The 15,780-nt window shown below is 45.2% G+C and carries 13 protein-coding genes; 5 read left to right on the top strand and 8 right to left on the bottom strand.

Features of this window, described 5'->3' with window-relative positions; translation table 11 throughout:
* Positions 1–26 precede the first annotated feature (26 nt).
* Entirely contained in the window at positions 27–1,232 is a 1,206-nt protein-coding gene (locus tag ACQEXS_RS08950; protein WP_427013571.1) for an N-acetylglucosamine-6-phosphate deacetylase, read from the bottom strand.
* A 4-nt stretch (positions 1,233–1,236) separates the two neighbouring features.
* Entirely contained in the window at positions 1,237–1,977 is a 741-nt protein-coding gene (locus ACQEXS_RS08945) for a glucosamine-6-phosphate deaminase (protein ID WP_427013570.1), read from the bottom strand.
* Positions 1,978–2,250: 273 nt separating this feature from the next.
* Here ACQEXS_RS08945 and ACQEXS_RS08940 point away from each other — a divergent pair, with 273 nt between their 5' ends.
* Positions 2,251–3,474 carry an ROK family protein gene (locus ACQEXS_RS08940; RefSeq protein WP_427013569.1) on the top strand — a complete coding sequence of 408 codons (1,224 nt, stop codon included), beginning with the start codon at positions 2,251–2,253 and terminating at the stop codon, positions 3,472–3,474.
* Between the two features lie 70 nt (positions 3,475–3,544).
* On the opposite strand, the gene ACQEXS_RS08935 is transcribed toward ACQEXS_RS08940, so the two are convergent.
* The 6 genes from ACQEXS_RS08935 to napG form a co-directional block, all read right to left on the bottom strand.
* Entirely contained in the window at positions 3,545–4,393 is an 849-nt protein-coding gene (locus ACQEXS_RS08935; protein WP_427013568.1) for an MBL fold metallo-hydrolase, read from the bottom strand.
* A 160-nt stretch (positions 4,394–4,553) separates the two neighbouring features.
* Positions 4,554–5,450, bottom strand: coding sequence for a LysR family transcriptional regulator (locus ACQEXS_RS08930; RefSeq protein ID WP_427010417.1), 897 nt, complete (start codon positions 5,448–5,450; stop codon positions 4,554–4,556).
* 29 nt (positions 5,451–5,479) lie between these two features.
* Entirely contained in the window at positions 5,480–6,319 is an 840-nt protein-coding gene (locus tag ACQEXS_RS08925; RefSeq protein ID WP_427013567.1) for a hypothetical protein, read from the bottom strand.
* Positions 6,320–6,436: 117 nt separating this feature from the next.
* Positions 6,437–8,323 carry a methyl-accepting chemotaxis protein gene (locus ACQEXS_RS08920; protein WP_427013566.1) on the bottom strand — a complete coding sequence of 629 codons (1,887 nt, stop codon included), beginning with the start codon at positions 8,321–8,323 and terminating at the stop codon, positions 6,437–6,439.
* A 420-nt stretch (positions 8,324–8,743) separates the two neighbouring features.
* Positions 8,744–9,604, bottom strand: a complete 861-nt coding sequence (napH, locus tag ACQEXS_RS08915) for a quinol dehydrogenase ferredoxin subunit NapH (protein WP_427010420.1) — start codon at positions 9,602–9,604, stop codon at positions 8,744–8,746.
* A complete protein-coding gene (napG, locus tag ACQEXS_RS08910; protein WP_427013565.1) occupies positions 9,604–10,374 on the bottom strand; it encodes a ferredoxin-type protein NapG in 771 nt (256 codons plus the stop codon). The genes napH and napG overlap by 1 nt, the downstream gene beginning before the upstream one ends.
* Before the next feature lie 675 nt (positions 10,375–11,049).
* On the opposite strand from napG, the gene ACQEXS_RS08905 reads away from it, so the two are divergent.
* The 4 genes from ACQEXS_RS08905 to ACQEXS_RS08890 all read left to right on the top strand — a co-directional run bounded on the left by ACQEXS_RS08905 (position 11,050) and on the right by ACQEXS_RS08890 (position 15,681).
* The gene (locus tag ACQEXS_RS08905; protein ID WP_427013564.1) at positions 11,050–12,633 is read left to right on the top strand and encodes an L-lactate permease; all 1,584 of its coding nucleotides are present in this window, start codon (positions 11,050–11,052) and stop codon (positions 12,631–12,633) included.
* Positions 12,634–12,765: 132 nt separating this feature from the next.
* A complete protein-coding gene (locus ACQEXS_RS08900) occupies positions 12,766–13,485 on the top strand; it encodes a (Fe-S)-binding protein (RefSeq protein WP_427013563.1) in 720 nt (239 codons plus the stop codon).
* Positions 13,486–13,495: 10 nt separating this feature from the next.
* Positions 13,496–14,911, top strand: coding sequence for a LutB/LldF family L-lactate oxidation iron-sulfur protein (locus ACQEXS_RS08895; RefSeq protein WP_427013562.1), 1,416 nt, complete (start codon positions 13,496–13,498; stop codon positions 14,909–14,911).
* An 11-nt stretch (positions 14,912–14,922) separates the two neighbouring features.
* The gene (locus ACQEXS_RS08890; RefSeq protein WP_427013561.1) at positions 14,923–15,681 is read left to right on the top strand and encodes a LutC/YkgG family protein; all 759 of its coding nucleotides are present in this window, start codon (positions 14,923–14,925) and stop codon (positions 15,679–15,681) included.
* Positions 15,682–15,780: the final 99 nt, after the last annotated feature.

Here is a 15,780-nt window from a genome sequence, read left to right as displayed (position 1 = left end):
TCGGTTTCATACCAGCAAAAAAGAAACTACAAGTGGATTGTCCAACCACCTATATAAACGGTAGTTAATCTTGGGCCATCTGGTGTGATCACCCAGTGAAGAAACTCCGCATCGTCTCCTTGAACTGGTAAAGTCTTCGTTTGAGAAAGAAGGTAAAGTGGGTTATATCGAGTCATTTGCAAAATGGTGCTCAAGTCGTATCCGCACCAGCGCATGATGTCGTTTACCATGCGATCCATACGTGCAGAAGAGCCTGCAAAATACGGCGATCCGGGTTCACGGACGACACCATCGGCACACAGCTCAATTTCACAGTCTCCCAAGTGGAAAATACCCGGAACTTGTGATGAACCAGCAGCAGCTGTTGCATCCGTTGTCAAAATGGAATGCTCTGGTGTTTTGGCACTTAGCCACAGCTTCAATAGTTCGGGCTTTACGTGATGACCATCAGCAATAAAGCTTGCGAACAGTCGTTCTTCCGCCAGCTGCGTCATCAGTGGGTTGTCCACTTTATGCAGCTGATGAGCTAACCCATTGCCCAAATGGGTAGACAGTAGTGCCCCCGCATTTACGGCTTGCTGTATTGTTTGACGTTCGGCAGCGGTGTGACCCAGAGCCACTGTAATCCCTTGTGCCTTCAAATAAGGGATGAGCTCGAGTACACCCTCTATTTCTGGGGCTACTGTCATCAACAAAATAGGTTTAGTAATGAGCGATTGCAGCTTATCAACCAAACGCTTTGAACCTGCAATCATCGCCTGTTTCGGGTGCGCACCAACAAAGCCTTCCTGAGGTGATAAGAAAGGCCCTTCAATGTGATAGCCCATCACCATATATGGTGCGAGTTGGCTTTGCTGAACGGCATGGTCCAATGCAGAAAGCAGCTGACACAATTTCCCTTCTTCAGCCGAAATTAGGGTTGGCAAACATCGAGTAACCCCCGTTTCCAGCATTGCCATAAGGGCACTATCCAGCTTCTCTGCCGTTAAGCCAGGGGAATTAAAATCGACCCCGTTAAAGCCATTCACTTGAATGTCCACCAAACCCGGAGTCACAACCGTTTGGTGAGCGTGATCTGCTTGGCTCCAAGGGTGCTCAACAGAAACTTGTTGTACCTTTCCATCTGCGCCAAAGCGATAACGCATCTTGGGAACAGCATGACCACTAAAGACAACCAGCTCTTGCTCTTGATTCAGCGGTTTCAGTGCTTCTTTACTCTCAATCTTCATCATTGGCCTATTTTGTTAGTGCGCTCGCCGCGTCTTGATCGAGAAAAACATGCACAGACGGGTGCTGTTGTAAGACTGAGGCCGGATGCTCGGGCGACACTGCACCTTCAAAGCACTGTTGCACGGCCAGCGCTTTGCGTTTTGATGGCACAGTACAGACAATCGTGCGGCTTTTTAGGATTTGCTGAATCGACATCGAGATAGCGAAACTTGGTACCTTATCAATAGAGCTGAACCACCCTTCTCCTAACTGCTGGCGACGGCATGCTTCATCCAACTCAACCACAATGTAGGGCTCCGTCACATCAAAATCTGCCGGTGGATCGTTAAACGCCAAATGCCCATTTTCGCCAATGCCGACAAATGCAACATCGATAACAACATTTTCAATGAGACTGTTCAACCTTTCTAACTCCGGCTCCAATGGCACAGCATCCGCATTGACGTAGGTAAATGTTTTTAAATTTGGGAGCTTATCGGCAACACGCTCTTTCAGATAGCGTCTAAAACTGGCGGGGTGCTGAGATGACAGCCCTACATATTCATCTAAATGGAAAATAGAGACTTTTGACCAATCAATTCGTGGATCGGTAATCAACTTAGACAGCATAGAAAACTGGCTCGTACCCGTTGCTAAGATGATGTTTGCAAAGCCTTTTCTCTCAAGAGTTTGGCAAATCATATCCGCACCAGCTTGCGCTGCTGCATTCCCCATTGAAGCTTCATCCAACCATGTTGATATGTTCATACTTCAATCTCTCCCTACATTCATCGCCTAAAAGTGATTAATTAATCGCCACCCTCTCATTAATTACACTTGCTGTAAATAACTATTTTTTACACAATCCGTAAATAAATCATTCGAAAAATGGTGTACTGTTTTAGGCCTATCTCGATGACGTTAGCTAACCTCATAACATTATTGATAATTTAGTTATCAAACAGCTCACGGTAACCGATATTAACCATGCTCAAAAAAACATCTATTTTTTGAAGGGAATCACAACGTAGGTAGCGCAGGATGAATAACGAAACGGCATTTGATTTAACGTTTAATCAGAGATTAGCTTCATTACTCCAGCGACAAGAAGAAAACATTACCCCGCTGTCGGAAAAGCGTAAGAGCCTGTTATTACGTGCAATTTCTTGCCAAACCTCACCCACTCGAAAAAGCTTAAGTAGCGAGTTTAAACTTCGTCCTGCAACGGTTACTGAACTGGTGGGAGAACTGATTGAACTGAACTTGGTGCGCGAAGATAAGACCATCAACCCATCAAAGCCGGGCCGGCCAGAAGTCTACCTTCATCTTAATGAACGGGCCGCATCTGCGATTGTTATCACCATTGACTCTCTCACCATCAATGCACATTTGATCAACCTCAAAGGTCAAATCGTTTGCCATGCCAGTAAGACATTAAGTGACCATAGATTGTCGAATCAGGATATGTTGGAGCAATTTGAAGTACTGGCAACAACACTGCTTAACAAAGCCTCCGAAGAAAACGTGGTCGGCATTGCCTGTTCCGTTCCTGGGTTAGTCGATGAGCATAATGTGTGTTGGGTATTCTCAAATCGATGGCCTCAAATCAGCCACCTATCATTTGATGCCTTGGCACAACAAACTCGCCTACCGGTTCGCGTTGCGAAAAACCTAAATAACGAACTGCGCGCTCGATTGCTGCGCCACCCAGAACATGCGCAAGAATCAGTACTCAACATACATTGGGGTTACGGAATTGGCACCTCCTATGCCTTGCGAGGCGAAGTACTCCACACACCAACAGGTGGATTTGGGGAGTTGGGGCAGACTACATTGACGGTAGGCGAAGAGACACCTTCAATAGAGTCGGTAGCGTCATTAAGAGCGATGGAAGCGGCGCTGCGCCAACGCTATCAAAATGTACCGAATAATGAGGCAGACTTTGTTGATTTCTTCCAAAGCCATAACACACTTGAGGTACCGAATATTATTCAGGCCATTCAGGTCATGAGCACAACGCTAAGAAATGCTTTTCTTACCCTGTTTCCACAAAAGATCATCATCACAGGACCACTGGCTCAAAGCTCAGCTATTTTTGAACAACTAAAACAAACCTTTGTTGAGCAACTGCCTGAATTCGCCCGTGAGCACGTCTCATTACAAGTTGGACAACGGGCGAAAGCAGATGAGATTTTTGGTGCCGTCTCACCCCTCTTTCAATCTGCAATTAAAGCGCGACTTTCCTCTAGCTATAAGAAAACTTAGTCGCGAGCAGCATAACTTAAGCCTAAACAGCCCTGTTCTTTGACAGGGCTGTTTTTTTATTGCTTTAGCGTTACCACTTCATTTCACCCATGCTCACTTTAGCACCGATGAATAGGCCATCGTCGGCTTCGAATTGTGGGTAGGTTTTGGTGATTTTCTCTACCAGCTCTTTCGAGTTTTTCGACTGAGCGACAAACCCATCATACGCTCTGAGATAGTCACGTCCGAATGTTAAAGCCGCAATACCTTTTGGTTCCTCACCCACGTAGTGACCCGGGATCACACGTTTAGGATTCAAGTCAATCATCGCTTCCATGGTTTGGATCCATGCTTTTCGATCATTTTCCGTCGGAGAATCAGCCATCCAGATATGGCTACCTGCTGACACCGCAACACCACCAAGGATAGTTTTTTGCGATGCAAGCCAATAGTACGCCTGATGGGTCCCTGCTTCTTTCAGTTCAATGGTTTCACCATCAAATTGGATATCACCTGCAAATATTTTGGGGACATATATCTGGCTTGGCGCGTTATCCGCTAAAATTGGCCCCCAGTATTCAATTTTCTTCTGCTTGGTTTTGTTAATGTGGTCAACCACACTTTGTGTCGCATAGATTTCTGCTTGTGGATAGGCTTTGACTATCGGCTCTAATCCAAAATAAAAATCAGGATCACCACCAGTAATATAAATCGCTTTAAGTGGCTTGTTCGACTGTTGGATCAACTCGACCAGTGCCTGCCCTTCTTTAATACCAAACTGAGCATCAAACAGAATGACATCGTCTTTGCCTTCAAGCACAGTCGAAGTGACTGGAAATATCGCGCTGCCTTGTGGGTTGTAAGTGGTCAGGCGAATCTCTGCCATCGCCAAAGTGGAAACCATCAGACTTGATAGTGTCATTGCTATTGTCGCTTTCATCTTGTTTACCTCGTTAACTGGGACAAGGCTTACTCTAGTGATTTCAGCGCAGGAAAATAGGTAAAGTCTCACGCATAACTTGTGCAGATATTGCAACAATATAGCTAGGTAAATCAGGGAACTATTTCATATTTCACACATCTAATGACAATTTTACGAGTCAGTTCCACAGCGGATCACCTTCCATCCGCTCCACAACAAAATCGATAAACTGACGCAGCAATGGCGTCACTTGCTTGCGGTTGGAATAGACAAGATGCACACCAAGTTGCTTTGGCTCCCAATCAGTCAATAGTGGCTGCAAGTGACCGGATTCAATGTATGGCTGCGCCGCCGCGACGGGTTGCATGCTGATGCCATGGTGCTCTAATGTGGCTCGCAATAAGATGTTAGAGATGTTTGCCGTAAGGTGACCCATCACTTCAACTGATTCTGGAATACCTGCTTTTTCAAACAGCCATTCTCCTTTACCAAAATAACTAAAGCTCAAGCACTGATGCTGGCGCAGTGACTGTAACGTTTCAGGCCAGCCATTTTCTTCGAGGTATTTCGGCGTGGCAACGACAACAGAACGGCACACCCCTACCTGCCGAGCCACAATATTAGGGTCGAGATCATTGCTGATCCGCACGGCAAGATCGATACCTTCTTCGACCAAATGCACACTGCGATCAGCAACCACCAAATCAATAGCAACCTTCGGCCATAAGCAGCAAAAATCATTAATCGCACTGAGAAGAAAAGCATCAATCATCGAATAACTGCTGGTAATACGCAGCCTGCCAGAGAGCGTATTGTGCTCCTTATCGACAATAGAATGAATGTCATCGGTTAAATTTAAGATCTGATAAGCGCGCTCTAGTGTCTGCTCCCCAGCTTCTGTCAGGCTCTGTTTTCTGGTAGTGCGATGCAATAAGCGAGTACCGACCCACTCTTCCAATACCGCCAGATAACGAGACACTTTGGTGCGCTCCATATCCAAATGATTTGCTGCTCCAGATAAACTACCTTGTTCAACAATCGCTACAAACACTTTTAACGCGCTAATTCTGTCCATATATCCAATCTAACTTATAAAACCAATGCTCAATTTAGCTTTCGCCACCCCGTGACCTGAGCATTGAAAAAACCACACTCTTGTAGTGCCCTGACGATGGTCCCTTTCTGGCGCAGAATGTTAATTCCACGATCCAGTACTTCAGCAAGGCGCTCACTGTTTGGAAAACTGCGCGACAGAATAAAATGACGCGATCCACTGAGTCCAAGCTTTACGCCCTCAATTGGAAGGAACCGGTAACCCCGCGCCTCAAAAGATAAATCTTTACTGCCTTGAAACGGTGCCAATAAAAAATCTACCCGGTTATGTACCACCATTTCAACCATACTGCGCCAATCTGTCACATTGATTAAGTTTGTTAAGGGCAATTCAGAGAGGGTGTTCCAATCACTGACCCATTGCGAACTGCTCACGGCTGCCAGCTTTTCTATATCAATGCGATATTTTTCATCCAAAAGATCGTAACGCGTGCCCACCGTATATAGACCCGCTTCAAATTCACCATGACGAATCACTGGCGCACTCACCCACAACAAATCTTTGGTGTCATTCGCCACAGAATCCCAAACCGTATTTGCCGCCATGGCATAGCCATGCAGCATCACCATGCGCCGCATTCGCTCGGCACCAGGTGCAATGTGGAATTGCAGCTCAACTGGCACCCCACCCAACGCGAATGCTTGTTGAAGTAATACGATTTCGACGGTACTCCGACGAGCTTTGATACCACCAAACTGATTGATGGTCAGTGGATCTCTGTCTCCAACAAACTCGACATAGTCTTCATGAACTTTTTTTTCTATCACAACTGGCAGTACCACCGCCAAGGCTTGAGTAGAGATCAGCAACAAGAAACAAAGAGCTTTCATGGGTTCACCTTGTGTTAAGGCGGTTGGCTTACGTCAAGCTAACACGCAATAGCACCGTTGTTTAAAAGATAGCAGATGAAGGGGCCACTATTACTTGTCCAAAAATGGCCCTTCGACTTATGACAATTTGAACGTCGCGACTTTCGCACTCAGGTTTTCAGCCTGCAGTTTCAAAGCCCCGGACTCTTCAGTGCTGTCTTTGGAACTGAGTACCAGTTGTTCTGCTACATCTTTTATCGAGGTAATGTTTTGAGTAATTTCTCCGGTCACATGTGTTTGCTCTTCTGCCGCAGTGGCAATGTGGGTAGCCATATCACTGATTAACGTAACTGCCTCTCGGATCTCTTCCAACGCCTGCGCTGCATTGTCAGCATCAGTTACTGAGTTATTAGCGAGACGTGAACTGTTTTCCATCAACGAAACGGCACGCTCTGTGGTTCCTTGCAAGGTATCAATGGTCGATTTGATCTCTTCGGTTGATGAGCGGGTACGCTGAGATAAAACGCGCACTTCATCAGCAACCACAGCAAAACCTCGACCTTGCTCTCCCGCTCGCGCTGCCTCAATTGCTGCATTCAGAGCCAACAGGTTGGTTTGCTCTGCAATATCGCGAATGGTTGAAAGCACGGTTGAAATATCTAGAGCGTGTCGATTTAACTCACCAATCACACCATTCGCTTGTACTAACTCATTCGCCAAATAACTGATCGACTGTTTCGTATTTCCAACAAGCGTGTGGCCGTGATTGGTATTCTGAGCGGATTTTTGCGCGGCATCAGCGGTGTTATCAGCATGCAATGCAATCTCTTGTGTTGCTGATGAAAGTTCAGTGACGGCAGTAGCAAGCATGGTGATATCTTGTTGTTGATGATGCACTTCACTTTCTGTTCGCTGGGCACGTTGGGCACTCTGTTCTGAGCGTTCTGTGAGTAGAGAGGACTGATCACGAACATGACCAATCAGTTGCTGCAAACTCGCCACAAACGTATTGAAGTTTTGTGCTAATTTACCCACTTCATCTTGGCTTTCGACGGTGATTCGCTGAGTGAGATCGCCACTACCGTTTGCAATTTGCTCCAATGCTTCAGAAACATTATTTAAAGGGCGGAAGAAAACTTTGCACAATAGGTAAAATAATAAAGTACAAATAATAACGACAATAGCTGTGGCTAATATTTGGCCTAACATTGCATCATTCAATGGCTCGACAAGTGATGCATAATTAATGACGGTAACCGTGGATAATGTAGTACCATCAATTTTGTGTGCATGAATAACACTCTTCTCGCCATTAACATCAACGTATAAATCTTTTCCAGTGACACTTGCTTCTTTAATATCTGAAAAATTCAAGCCTATTTGCGCTACTGGTTTATTCAATAGCGTCAAATTTTGATGAATAAATATATTCCCTTCTTTATTGACAATAAATAAATAGCCATCTCCCGGCAAAATAGCATCATTCATACTGTTTACTAGGTCTTTTATTTCAATATCAGCACCAAGGACAACCTTTTCATTATTAAAATCTAGGGTTTTGCCAAGAGAAACTACATTCGCACCTGTGGCAGCAGCAATGGTTGGGTTATCCATAAACACTTTGTCTGGCACTGCCATGGCATTTTGGTACCAGCCCCATTCACGAGGGTCATCATTCCCTTGAGGCAACACCACACCGTTGGCATTGTTCTGGGAACCATCGGGATAAGCCAAAAAAACATTATCAAAGCCCGCAGAATCGCGTACTTGTTTCAGGTGATTGAGCACTGATAATGAATCAGCATTCGAGGGGAATGCCGTCAAAATACGCTCTTTTGAAACAAGCCAGTCTTGCACATTTTGATTGTAAGAAGCAGTTGTACTTTCCAAGCGTTCTAACAATTCAATATCCAGCCTTTTTAGAGCACCATTGAATGACAATGCTTCTACCATTAACCCGCCGATGATGATTGCAACACTAGCCGAAAACGCCAATTTGTTCTTTAGTGATAGTTTCTGCAACATAATGAAATCTACCTATTTAATTATGATTTTATAAAAATTCATACCGATTATAGTTACGGCATAATAATAATTTATAAAATATATAGATTTAATTTACATTTTGTGACATTTAACTCAAGACAAAGATTTAGACGTGACATTTTATTCATTATCCACTGATGGTATACACGATTTAACCTCGTTATTAATAAAATAAAGAATAAAGTTATCGCTCTATATTTAACATATTAAGCAGATATTAATTATCTCTTTATATTTAATTAAAACAAAATAGCCCGATATAAAACCGGACTATTTAAATAACTAATTCGCTATGATTAAATCAGTGCTTTCCATTACATTTGTCATCACAATACAAATATAACACTACATTCTATGCGCTCGAATTCATTTCCCTTCTTGCTAGCAAGAGTTAGCACCTCATTTCTCTGTTACGTTTGATGTCGAAATGCGGGATTGAAATTCCAGCACCTTTTCCGGACAGACATCGATGCATCGACCACAGCTAATGCAATTCTTATCCATCACTTTCCGCTCGCCTTCTTTTAATGGCTGACGCAATACATCAGGCTCAGGACAAACATAAAAACAGTCCATGCATTTAGTGCAATCTTCTCGTCGCTCAGCACTGACACGGATAATACTTTTACTGCCAATCACACCATAAGTCGCACCAAGTGGGCACAGGTGTCCACACCAACCATGCTCAACCAATAACAAGTCCAGCACAAACACCAGTACAACAAGTACCCAGCTTGCACCAAAGCCAAACACTAAGCCTCGATGCAGTGCCGCAACCGGATCAATCCATGCCCATAACACAGAACCTGAGATTGCACTTCCCAGCAGCAACACTGGAATGAGCCAATAACGAAGCTGAGGAGACCAGCGATAGCTCGCCTTCAAGTTCAGCTTTCTTCTTAACCAAGCCGCAAAGTCCGTCACTACATTTAGTGGGCAAACCCATGCACAAAACGCACGCGGCGCCAATAACGCATATAAGCCAACAACGATGAGCGCCCCAACCATCGCTGTCAGCTCCGGAAGATGACCTGCGGTTAGCGTTTGCAGCATGATCAGAGGATCAGTGAAAGGAATGACATCAAACAGTAAGCTTGATGAGAGGTTGCCTTTTAGCACACCAAGCGTTGGCCCTGCCATAAACAGCGCAATAATGGAGAACTGGCAGAATCTTCTCAGGATCAAAAATCGATGAGCGTGCCACCAGCCTAATTTTTCAATTGCTTCTTTGCCGGCATTTTTTGCAAGATTCTTTGCCATCATTGCCCCCGATTCAATGATTCAAGCGCGTCCGTTGGCACAAGATCATCGTCAGTAAAGGTATTTTCCAACGGCCTATCAATCTCTTCCCATCCTAATTGATAATGCGAGCCAAGTTTCCCTTTCGCCAAATCTGTGGGCACAATCTTAATCGCCGACACATCCAACACACAGGCCTGTTCACACTTGCCGCAGCCCGTACATACATCGGAATGCACGGTTGGGATCAACTTCGCGTGGTACCCCGTTCGCTCATTGCGTACATGCTCTAAGGTAATCGCTTTATCGATAAGCGGGCACACTCGGTAGCATACATCGCAGCGTAGTCCTTGCCAGTTGAGACATGTCTCATGGTCAATCAACACCGCCGTTCCCATTCGGGCGTCATCAATATCTTTTAAATTCGGATCAAGCGCCCCTGTTGGGCAAGCCACCACACAGGGGATGTCTTCACACATCTCACATGGAATACTGCGCGCATCAAAATAGGGGGTCCCCGATGCGAGCGGTGACAATAGCGTCGCCAGCTTTAAGGTATCGTAAGGGCATGCTTGTACGCATAAACCGCAACGTACGCATGCTGCTTCAAATTCACCTTCAGGAAGTGCTCCGGGTGGTCGCACTGGCACGCCATTTCGCTCTCTCGCGCTACTTTGTTGGCTCTGTAATCCAAGAACCGTTGCTGCAACACCGACGCCAGCAGCCGTTCTGGCCGTATCACGAAGAAAGCGACGGCGACTTTCGGAGGTTTTTGGTCTTGGTGTTTTCATCCCATGCCCCTCGTTGATGCCTCTATTAACCATAGAGTCTATAAGGATAAAAACCCAATCTAACCAAGCGAAAAGTGCAATCACATACCAATAAAGAGGTATACAAATCGTTGATTGATTTGCATCAAGCTAGACGCCCAACCCAACGCACATATTTTAAAAGTTATCGCAAAAATAAAACGAGAAACGACTTTTTCCTGACTTCATTCTAAGTAGATAAACACCAAGATTTCTGTCTCTATATTTATTTGATTCACATTTTTTCTCATTTGTTATTATTTTTGTCACCCTTACTCTTAATAATTCGTATTTTTACATTCCCGCCACACATTTATTAACAATAAATTGAGAATAGTTATTATTAAAATCAATCAATTCACTCATATTAAGTTCGAATAAGAATATTATTGTTTCCAAAATCAAACCAATCATCGCGTCACAGCCATCACAAAAACTCGTTAACTCATTGTTTAGTTTAAATAAAATATTAAAAACCTGGTAGTGCCATTAAGGTTTAAGTCACAGAATCATTTGTCGCCGTCATTTTGGTATTTTAAATATCAATAGCTAAATCCAATTCACTCCATAAAATACCCACAATAACGATAGGCTTTACATCAAAGTCAAATAATAAAAACAAAACACCTACAACCAATAACGAATAACGGAAGCCCAATGACGAATTTATTCATTTCGATTATTCCCATCATTCTGCTTATTTGGATGATGACGAAAAAAAATGCAATCCCCTCACAGATAGCTTTACCTGCCACTGCCGCTTTAGTCGGTTTAATCCAACTTTTTTACTTTAATGCTGATGTCACCCCGTTAATCGCCAACATAATCGCAGGCAGTCTGTCAGCTATCACTCCCATTTCAATCATCGCCGGAGCCATCCTTTTAAACCGCACAATTTCTCTCTCTGGCGCAGAAGCAGTGATCAAACGTTGGCTCGAAGGCGTTAGCCGAAACCAAGTTGCTCAGCTGATGATCATTGGCTGGGCCTTCGCATTTATGATTGAAGGCGCATCTGGCTTTGGTACACCAGCCGCCATTGCTGCACCTATTTTAGTGGGGCTTGGGTTTCCAGCACTACGCGTTGCAATGCTGGCATTGGTCATGAACTCGGTTCCTGTCTCTTTTGGTGCGGTTGGTACCCCAACTTGGTTTGGTTTTAGTGGTTTAGGGCTAAGCGAAGCCGATTTATTAGCGATTGGCCGAAATTCGGCATTACTACATACGGTCGCAGCAACGGTGATACCTGTTATTGCACTAAGCTTTGTGGTCAATTGGAAAGCCATTACGCGCAACTTTATCTTTATTCAGCTCAGTATCATGTCTTGCACGCTGCCCTACCTCGCTTTTGCACAATGGAATTATGAGTTCCCAGCATTGATTGGCGGGGCAATTGGCCTCACCATTTCTATTTTTCTAGCCCGTTTTAACATCGGAATGGAGCCACGCAAACCTGAAACAGGCCATGCCCAAACATCCCTTCCGGCTGCAGAAATCATCAAAGCGATGAGCCCAACACTGTTACTTATCGCTATTCTGATCATCACTCGTATCCAGCAACTGGGGATCAAACCGCTACTGACTGATGCCACACCGCTGCTTTCCATCCAACTCGGTGGATTTGCTGAGCTTAGTCTATCGCATGCGCTGATCATCAAGTTAAGCAACATTCTAAGCACGGACACGTCTTGGGCTTATAAAACCTTGTATGTGCCGGCGTTGATCCCATTTTTCCTTGTGGTATTGATTAGTGCATTTATCTTCAAGATGAGCCGGCAACAAATAGCGCAAGTGTTCACAGAAACCGCTCAGCGAATCAAAATCCCATTTATTGCACTGGTCGGCGCGTTGATCATGGTGAAGTTTATGATGATGGGCGGAACAAACTCTCCCATCATGACCACGGGCCGCGCCCTATCTGATCTATTAGGCACCAATTGGCAGTTCTTCGCCGCTTACCTTGGCGCACTTGGGGCATTTTTCTCCGGCTCCGCGACAGTGGCGAACTTAACCTTTGGCGGCATTCAACAAACCATTGCCCAGACTGTGGGGTTACCTCAGCACCTCATCCTTGCGCTGCAATCGGTTGGTGGCTCGATGGGGAACATGGTTTGTATTAACAACATCATTGCGGTTTCAACCATCCTAGGTATTGCGAACAAAGAAGGTTACATCATCAAACGAACCGTCATTCCGATGATGTTGTATGGCGTGATCATCGCAGGTGTCAGTTTAGTTATGTAAACACTTTTAGCCTATTCGAACTGTAGTAAGGGCTTTGGCAACAGAGTCATTTGAATAGGCTTATTTTTATAAAAATATAATGAGCCGCAAGCATGCTTCGCCTGACGGCCTTGACTCTCACTGGAGCATAAAATGAAGGTTAACTTTTTTGTCACTTGTTTGTGTGACTCTGTGAAATCAGAAGTTGCCAAGAAAACTGTCCTGTTGCTTGAGCAACTTGGATGTGACGTTCTATTTCCCAAACAACAAGGTTGCTGCGGCCAGCCTTCTTTGAACAGTGGCTACATTGAACAAAGTAAGCCAGCAATGAAAAAGCTCATAGAAACCTTTGAGTGTAACGATTTTCCTATCGTAACACCGGCAGGTTCTTGCGCCGCTTCAATCAAGAAATACCCTGAGTATCTAGCCGGTGAGCCGGAATGGGCACAGCGCGCACAAAAAGTCGCAGACCGTTTATTTGAACTGACCCAATTTATCATCAATAAACTGGGCAAAGAAAACCTAGGTGCTCGCCTTCCGGGCCGTGCGGTCTACCATCCATCATGCAGTTTGATCCGCAAGCTTGGTGTAAAAGAAGAGCCACTAAAATTGCTGGCAAATGTCGAAGGGCTCGAGATGTTGCCAATCAAAAACCAACAAACCTGCTGCGGCTTTGGGGGGACATTTTCAGTCAAGATGTCTGAGATCTCCGGAGAGATGGTTAAAGAGAAAGTTCGCCATATCAGCGACGCAAATCCCGACTATTTGATCGGTGCGGATATCAGTTGCCTAATTAACATTGGTGGCCGAATCAGCCGTGAAGGCAAACCTGTTCAAGTCATGCATATCGTCGATGTGCTGCTAAGTCGCTGAGGAGAAAATTATGTCGATGAAAACCAGCGATGTGAACTTCAAACAACGCATCAAAGTCAAAATGCAAGATGAATTCATGCGCCATTCTGTAGCGAACGCCCAAGAGCGCATGTTTAATAACCGCCAAATCGCCGCCGACAAACTTGGACATTGGGAAGAGTGGCGAGAAATGGGTATGGGTATTCGTAACCATGTGCTTGAGAATTTAGATTATTACCTCCACCAGCTCAGCGAGAGCGTTGCAAAAAATGGCGGAAGTGTTTTCTTTGCCTCAACCGCCGAGCAAGCAACGGCTTACATTGAAAACATCATCCAACAAAAAAACGCTAAGAAAGTCGTTAAATCCAAGTCCATGGTCACCGAAGAAATCGGTCTCAATAAGATCATTGAGCGCAATGGCTGTGAAGTGGTTGAAACCGATCTGGGCGAATACATTTTGCAAGTGGATGACTGCGATCCACCGTCACACATCGTCGTTCCGGCACTGCATAAAAATCGCACACAAATTAAAGCGATCTTTAAAGACAAACTGAACTATCAGGGCTCAGAAGATCCTGAAGAAATGACGCGTTTTGTGCGTCAGTACATTCGTCACGACTTCCTTGAAGCAGATATCGGGATCACCGGGTGTAACTTCGCTGTAGCAGAATCGGGAACCGTGACACTGGTGACAAACGAAGGCAATGCGCGACTGGCTACCAGTTTGCCTAAAACGCACATCGCCGTAATGGGGATGGAGCGAATTGTGCCGACATTTGAAGAGTTGGACATTGTCATCAGCCTATTATGCCGCAGCGCTGTTGGGCTCCCTCTAACTGGCTATGTCACTGCACTGACAGGCCCGCGAGAAGCCGAGCATTGTGATGGCCCACAAGAGTTTCACTTGGTCATTGTGGACAATGGACGCTCAGACATACTTGGCTCAGAGTTTAGCGCTATCTTACGCTGTGTTCGTTGTGCTGCCTGTGTGAACACTTGTCCGGCTTATCGCCATATTGGAGGGCAGTCTTATGGCTCTATCTATTCTGGCCCGATTGGTGCGGTACTGTCACCTTTATTGGGCGGATATGATGATTTTAAAGATCTGCCATACGCTTGTAGCTTGTGTAAGGCTTGTCACGACGTTTGCCCGGTAAAAATTCCACTGTCTGACTTGCTGATGAAACATCGCGAAAAAATGGCCAGCGAAAAGATCACGCCTTTGACAGAACGTGCAACTGTCGGCGCATTTAACTTCGTTAATGCCCGACCTTTACTTTGGGATATGGGGGTAAAAGTTGGTGCAACCGTGGCGAGTGGCATCATTCGCGACGGCAAAATGCCTCTGAGCCTTGGCGCAGTCAGCCATTGGAATGAAGCCCGAGATTTACCAACACCAGACGGCCAATCTTTCCGCCGTTGGTTCGCTAGCAGAAAACAGAAATAAGGAAGCAAAACATGTCAACTTTTGCATCAAATAACACAACCAGTATCTATAACCGGGATGAGTTTCTGCTTAACATCGCGAATAAACTTGGACGCAGCCAACCTTTAGACGCTGTAGAGCGCCCTGCTTTTAAGCACCATTGCCATCAGGCAGTAATGAAGGATTTTACTCAAGATCAGTTGGCTGACACACTAAAGCAATACGCACAGACGTCATTGGGCGTCAGTGTGGTAGAAACTACCAAATCAGAACTCAAAATGACATTGCGCGAGGTTTGCCACCAGTATTGCCAAGATGAACACGGTGCAGCAAAGCAAGGGGAAACCATCATCTCAGCCTCAGAAACGTTGTTGAATTTGGTTGACCCTCAAGCTCTGTCTAATGCGCATCACACTGTGCATGTTTGGGATCATCAAGCTGGCTACCAAACCAACATCACCATCGCTGAACGAGCTCAAATTGGCATTGTCATGGCTGAGCAAGCATTAGCAGAATCTGGCACGGTTGTGCTTTACAGCGACCCAAAGCAAGGACGAGCGATCAGCCTGCTACCTGAAACGTCCATCTTTGTTGTTGGCAAAAGTACCTTGCTTCCACGACTAACGCAGGCTACCCACGCATTACATCAAAAGGCCAAACGCGGCGAGCGGATTCCTTCCTGCGTTAACTTTATCTCGGGACCAAGTTCTACTGCGGATATCGAGCTAATCAAAGTGGTTGGTGTTCATGGCCCCGTTTCCGCCACTTACGTGATTGTCGACGACATGTAACAACGCATTCATTTTGCTCTTTGGGAACAGAGCATCAAGGCGCATCTGTTATGGGTGCGCCTTTCTTCTCTCCTGCAATTCATTAAGCTCGTTTGCAAA

It is taken from the genome of Vibrio sp. TRT 17S01, assembly GCF_050113695.1.
Lineage (GTDB): Bacteria > Pseudomonadota > Gammaproteobacteria > Enterobacterales > Vibrionaceae > Vibrio.
This window is presented reverse-complemented; position numbering and strand designations above follow the sequence as displayed.

What these genes read in the sequence shown, in the direction of transcription:
- ACQEXS_RS08950 (WP_427013571.1), bottom strand. Translation starts at nt 1,232, where the DNA reads ATGATGAAGATTGAGAGTAAAGAAGCACTGAAACCGCTGAATCAAGAG.
- ACQEXS_RS08945 (WP_427013570.1), bottom strand. Translation starts at nt 1,977, where the DNA reads ATGAACATATCAACATGGTTGGATGAAGCTTCAATGGGGAATGCAGCA.
- ACQEXS_RS08940 (WP_427013569.1), top strand. Translation starts at nt 2,251, where the DNA reads ATGAATAACGAAACGGCATTTGATTTAACGTTTAATCAGAGATTAGCT.
- ACQEXS_RS08935 (WP_427013568.1), bottom strand. Translation starts at nt 4,393, where the DNA reads ATGAAAGCGACAATAGCAATGACACTATCAAGTCTGATGGTTTCCACT.
- ACQEXS_RS08930 (WP_427010417.1), bottom strand. Translation starts at nt 5,450, where the DNA reads ATGGACAGAATTAGCGCGTTAAAAGTGTTTGTAGCGATTGTTGAACAA.
- ACQEXS_RS08925 (WP_427013567.1), bottom strand. Translation starts at nt 6,319, where the DNA reads ATGAAAGCTCTTTGTTTCTTGTTGCTGATCTCTACTCAAGCCTTGGCG.
- ACQEXS_RS08920 (WP_427013566.1), bottom strand. Translation starts at nt 8,323, where the DNA reads ATGTTGCAGAAACTATCACTAAAGAACAAATTGGCGTTTTCGGCTAGT.
- napH (WP_427010420.1), bottom strand. Translation starts at nt 9,604, where the DNA reads ATGGCAAAGAATCTTGCAAAAAATGCCGGCAAAGAAGCAATTGAAAAA.
- napG (WP_427013565.1), bottom strand. Translation starts at nt 10,374, where the DNA reads ATGAAAACACCAAGACCAAAAACCTCCGAAAGTCGCCGTCGCTTTCTT.
- ACQEXS_RS08905 (WP_427013564.1), top strand. Translation starts at nt 11,050, where the DNA reads ATGACGAATTTATTCATTTCGATTATTCCCATCATTCTGCTTATTTGG.
- ACQEXS_RS08900 (WP_427013563.1), top strand. Translation starts at nt 12,766, where the DNA reads ATGAAGGTTAACTTTTTTGTCACTTGTTTGTGTGACTCTGTGAAATCA.
- ACQEXS_RS08895 (WP_427013562.1), top strand. Translation starts at nt 13,496, where the DNA reads ATGTCGATGAAAACCAGCGATGTGAACTTCAAACAACGCATCAAAGTC.
- ACQEXS_RS08890 (WP_427013561.1), top strand. Translation starts at nt 14,923, where the DNA reads ATGTCAACTTTTGCATCAAATAACACAACCAGTATCTATAACCGGGAT.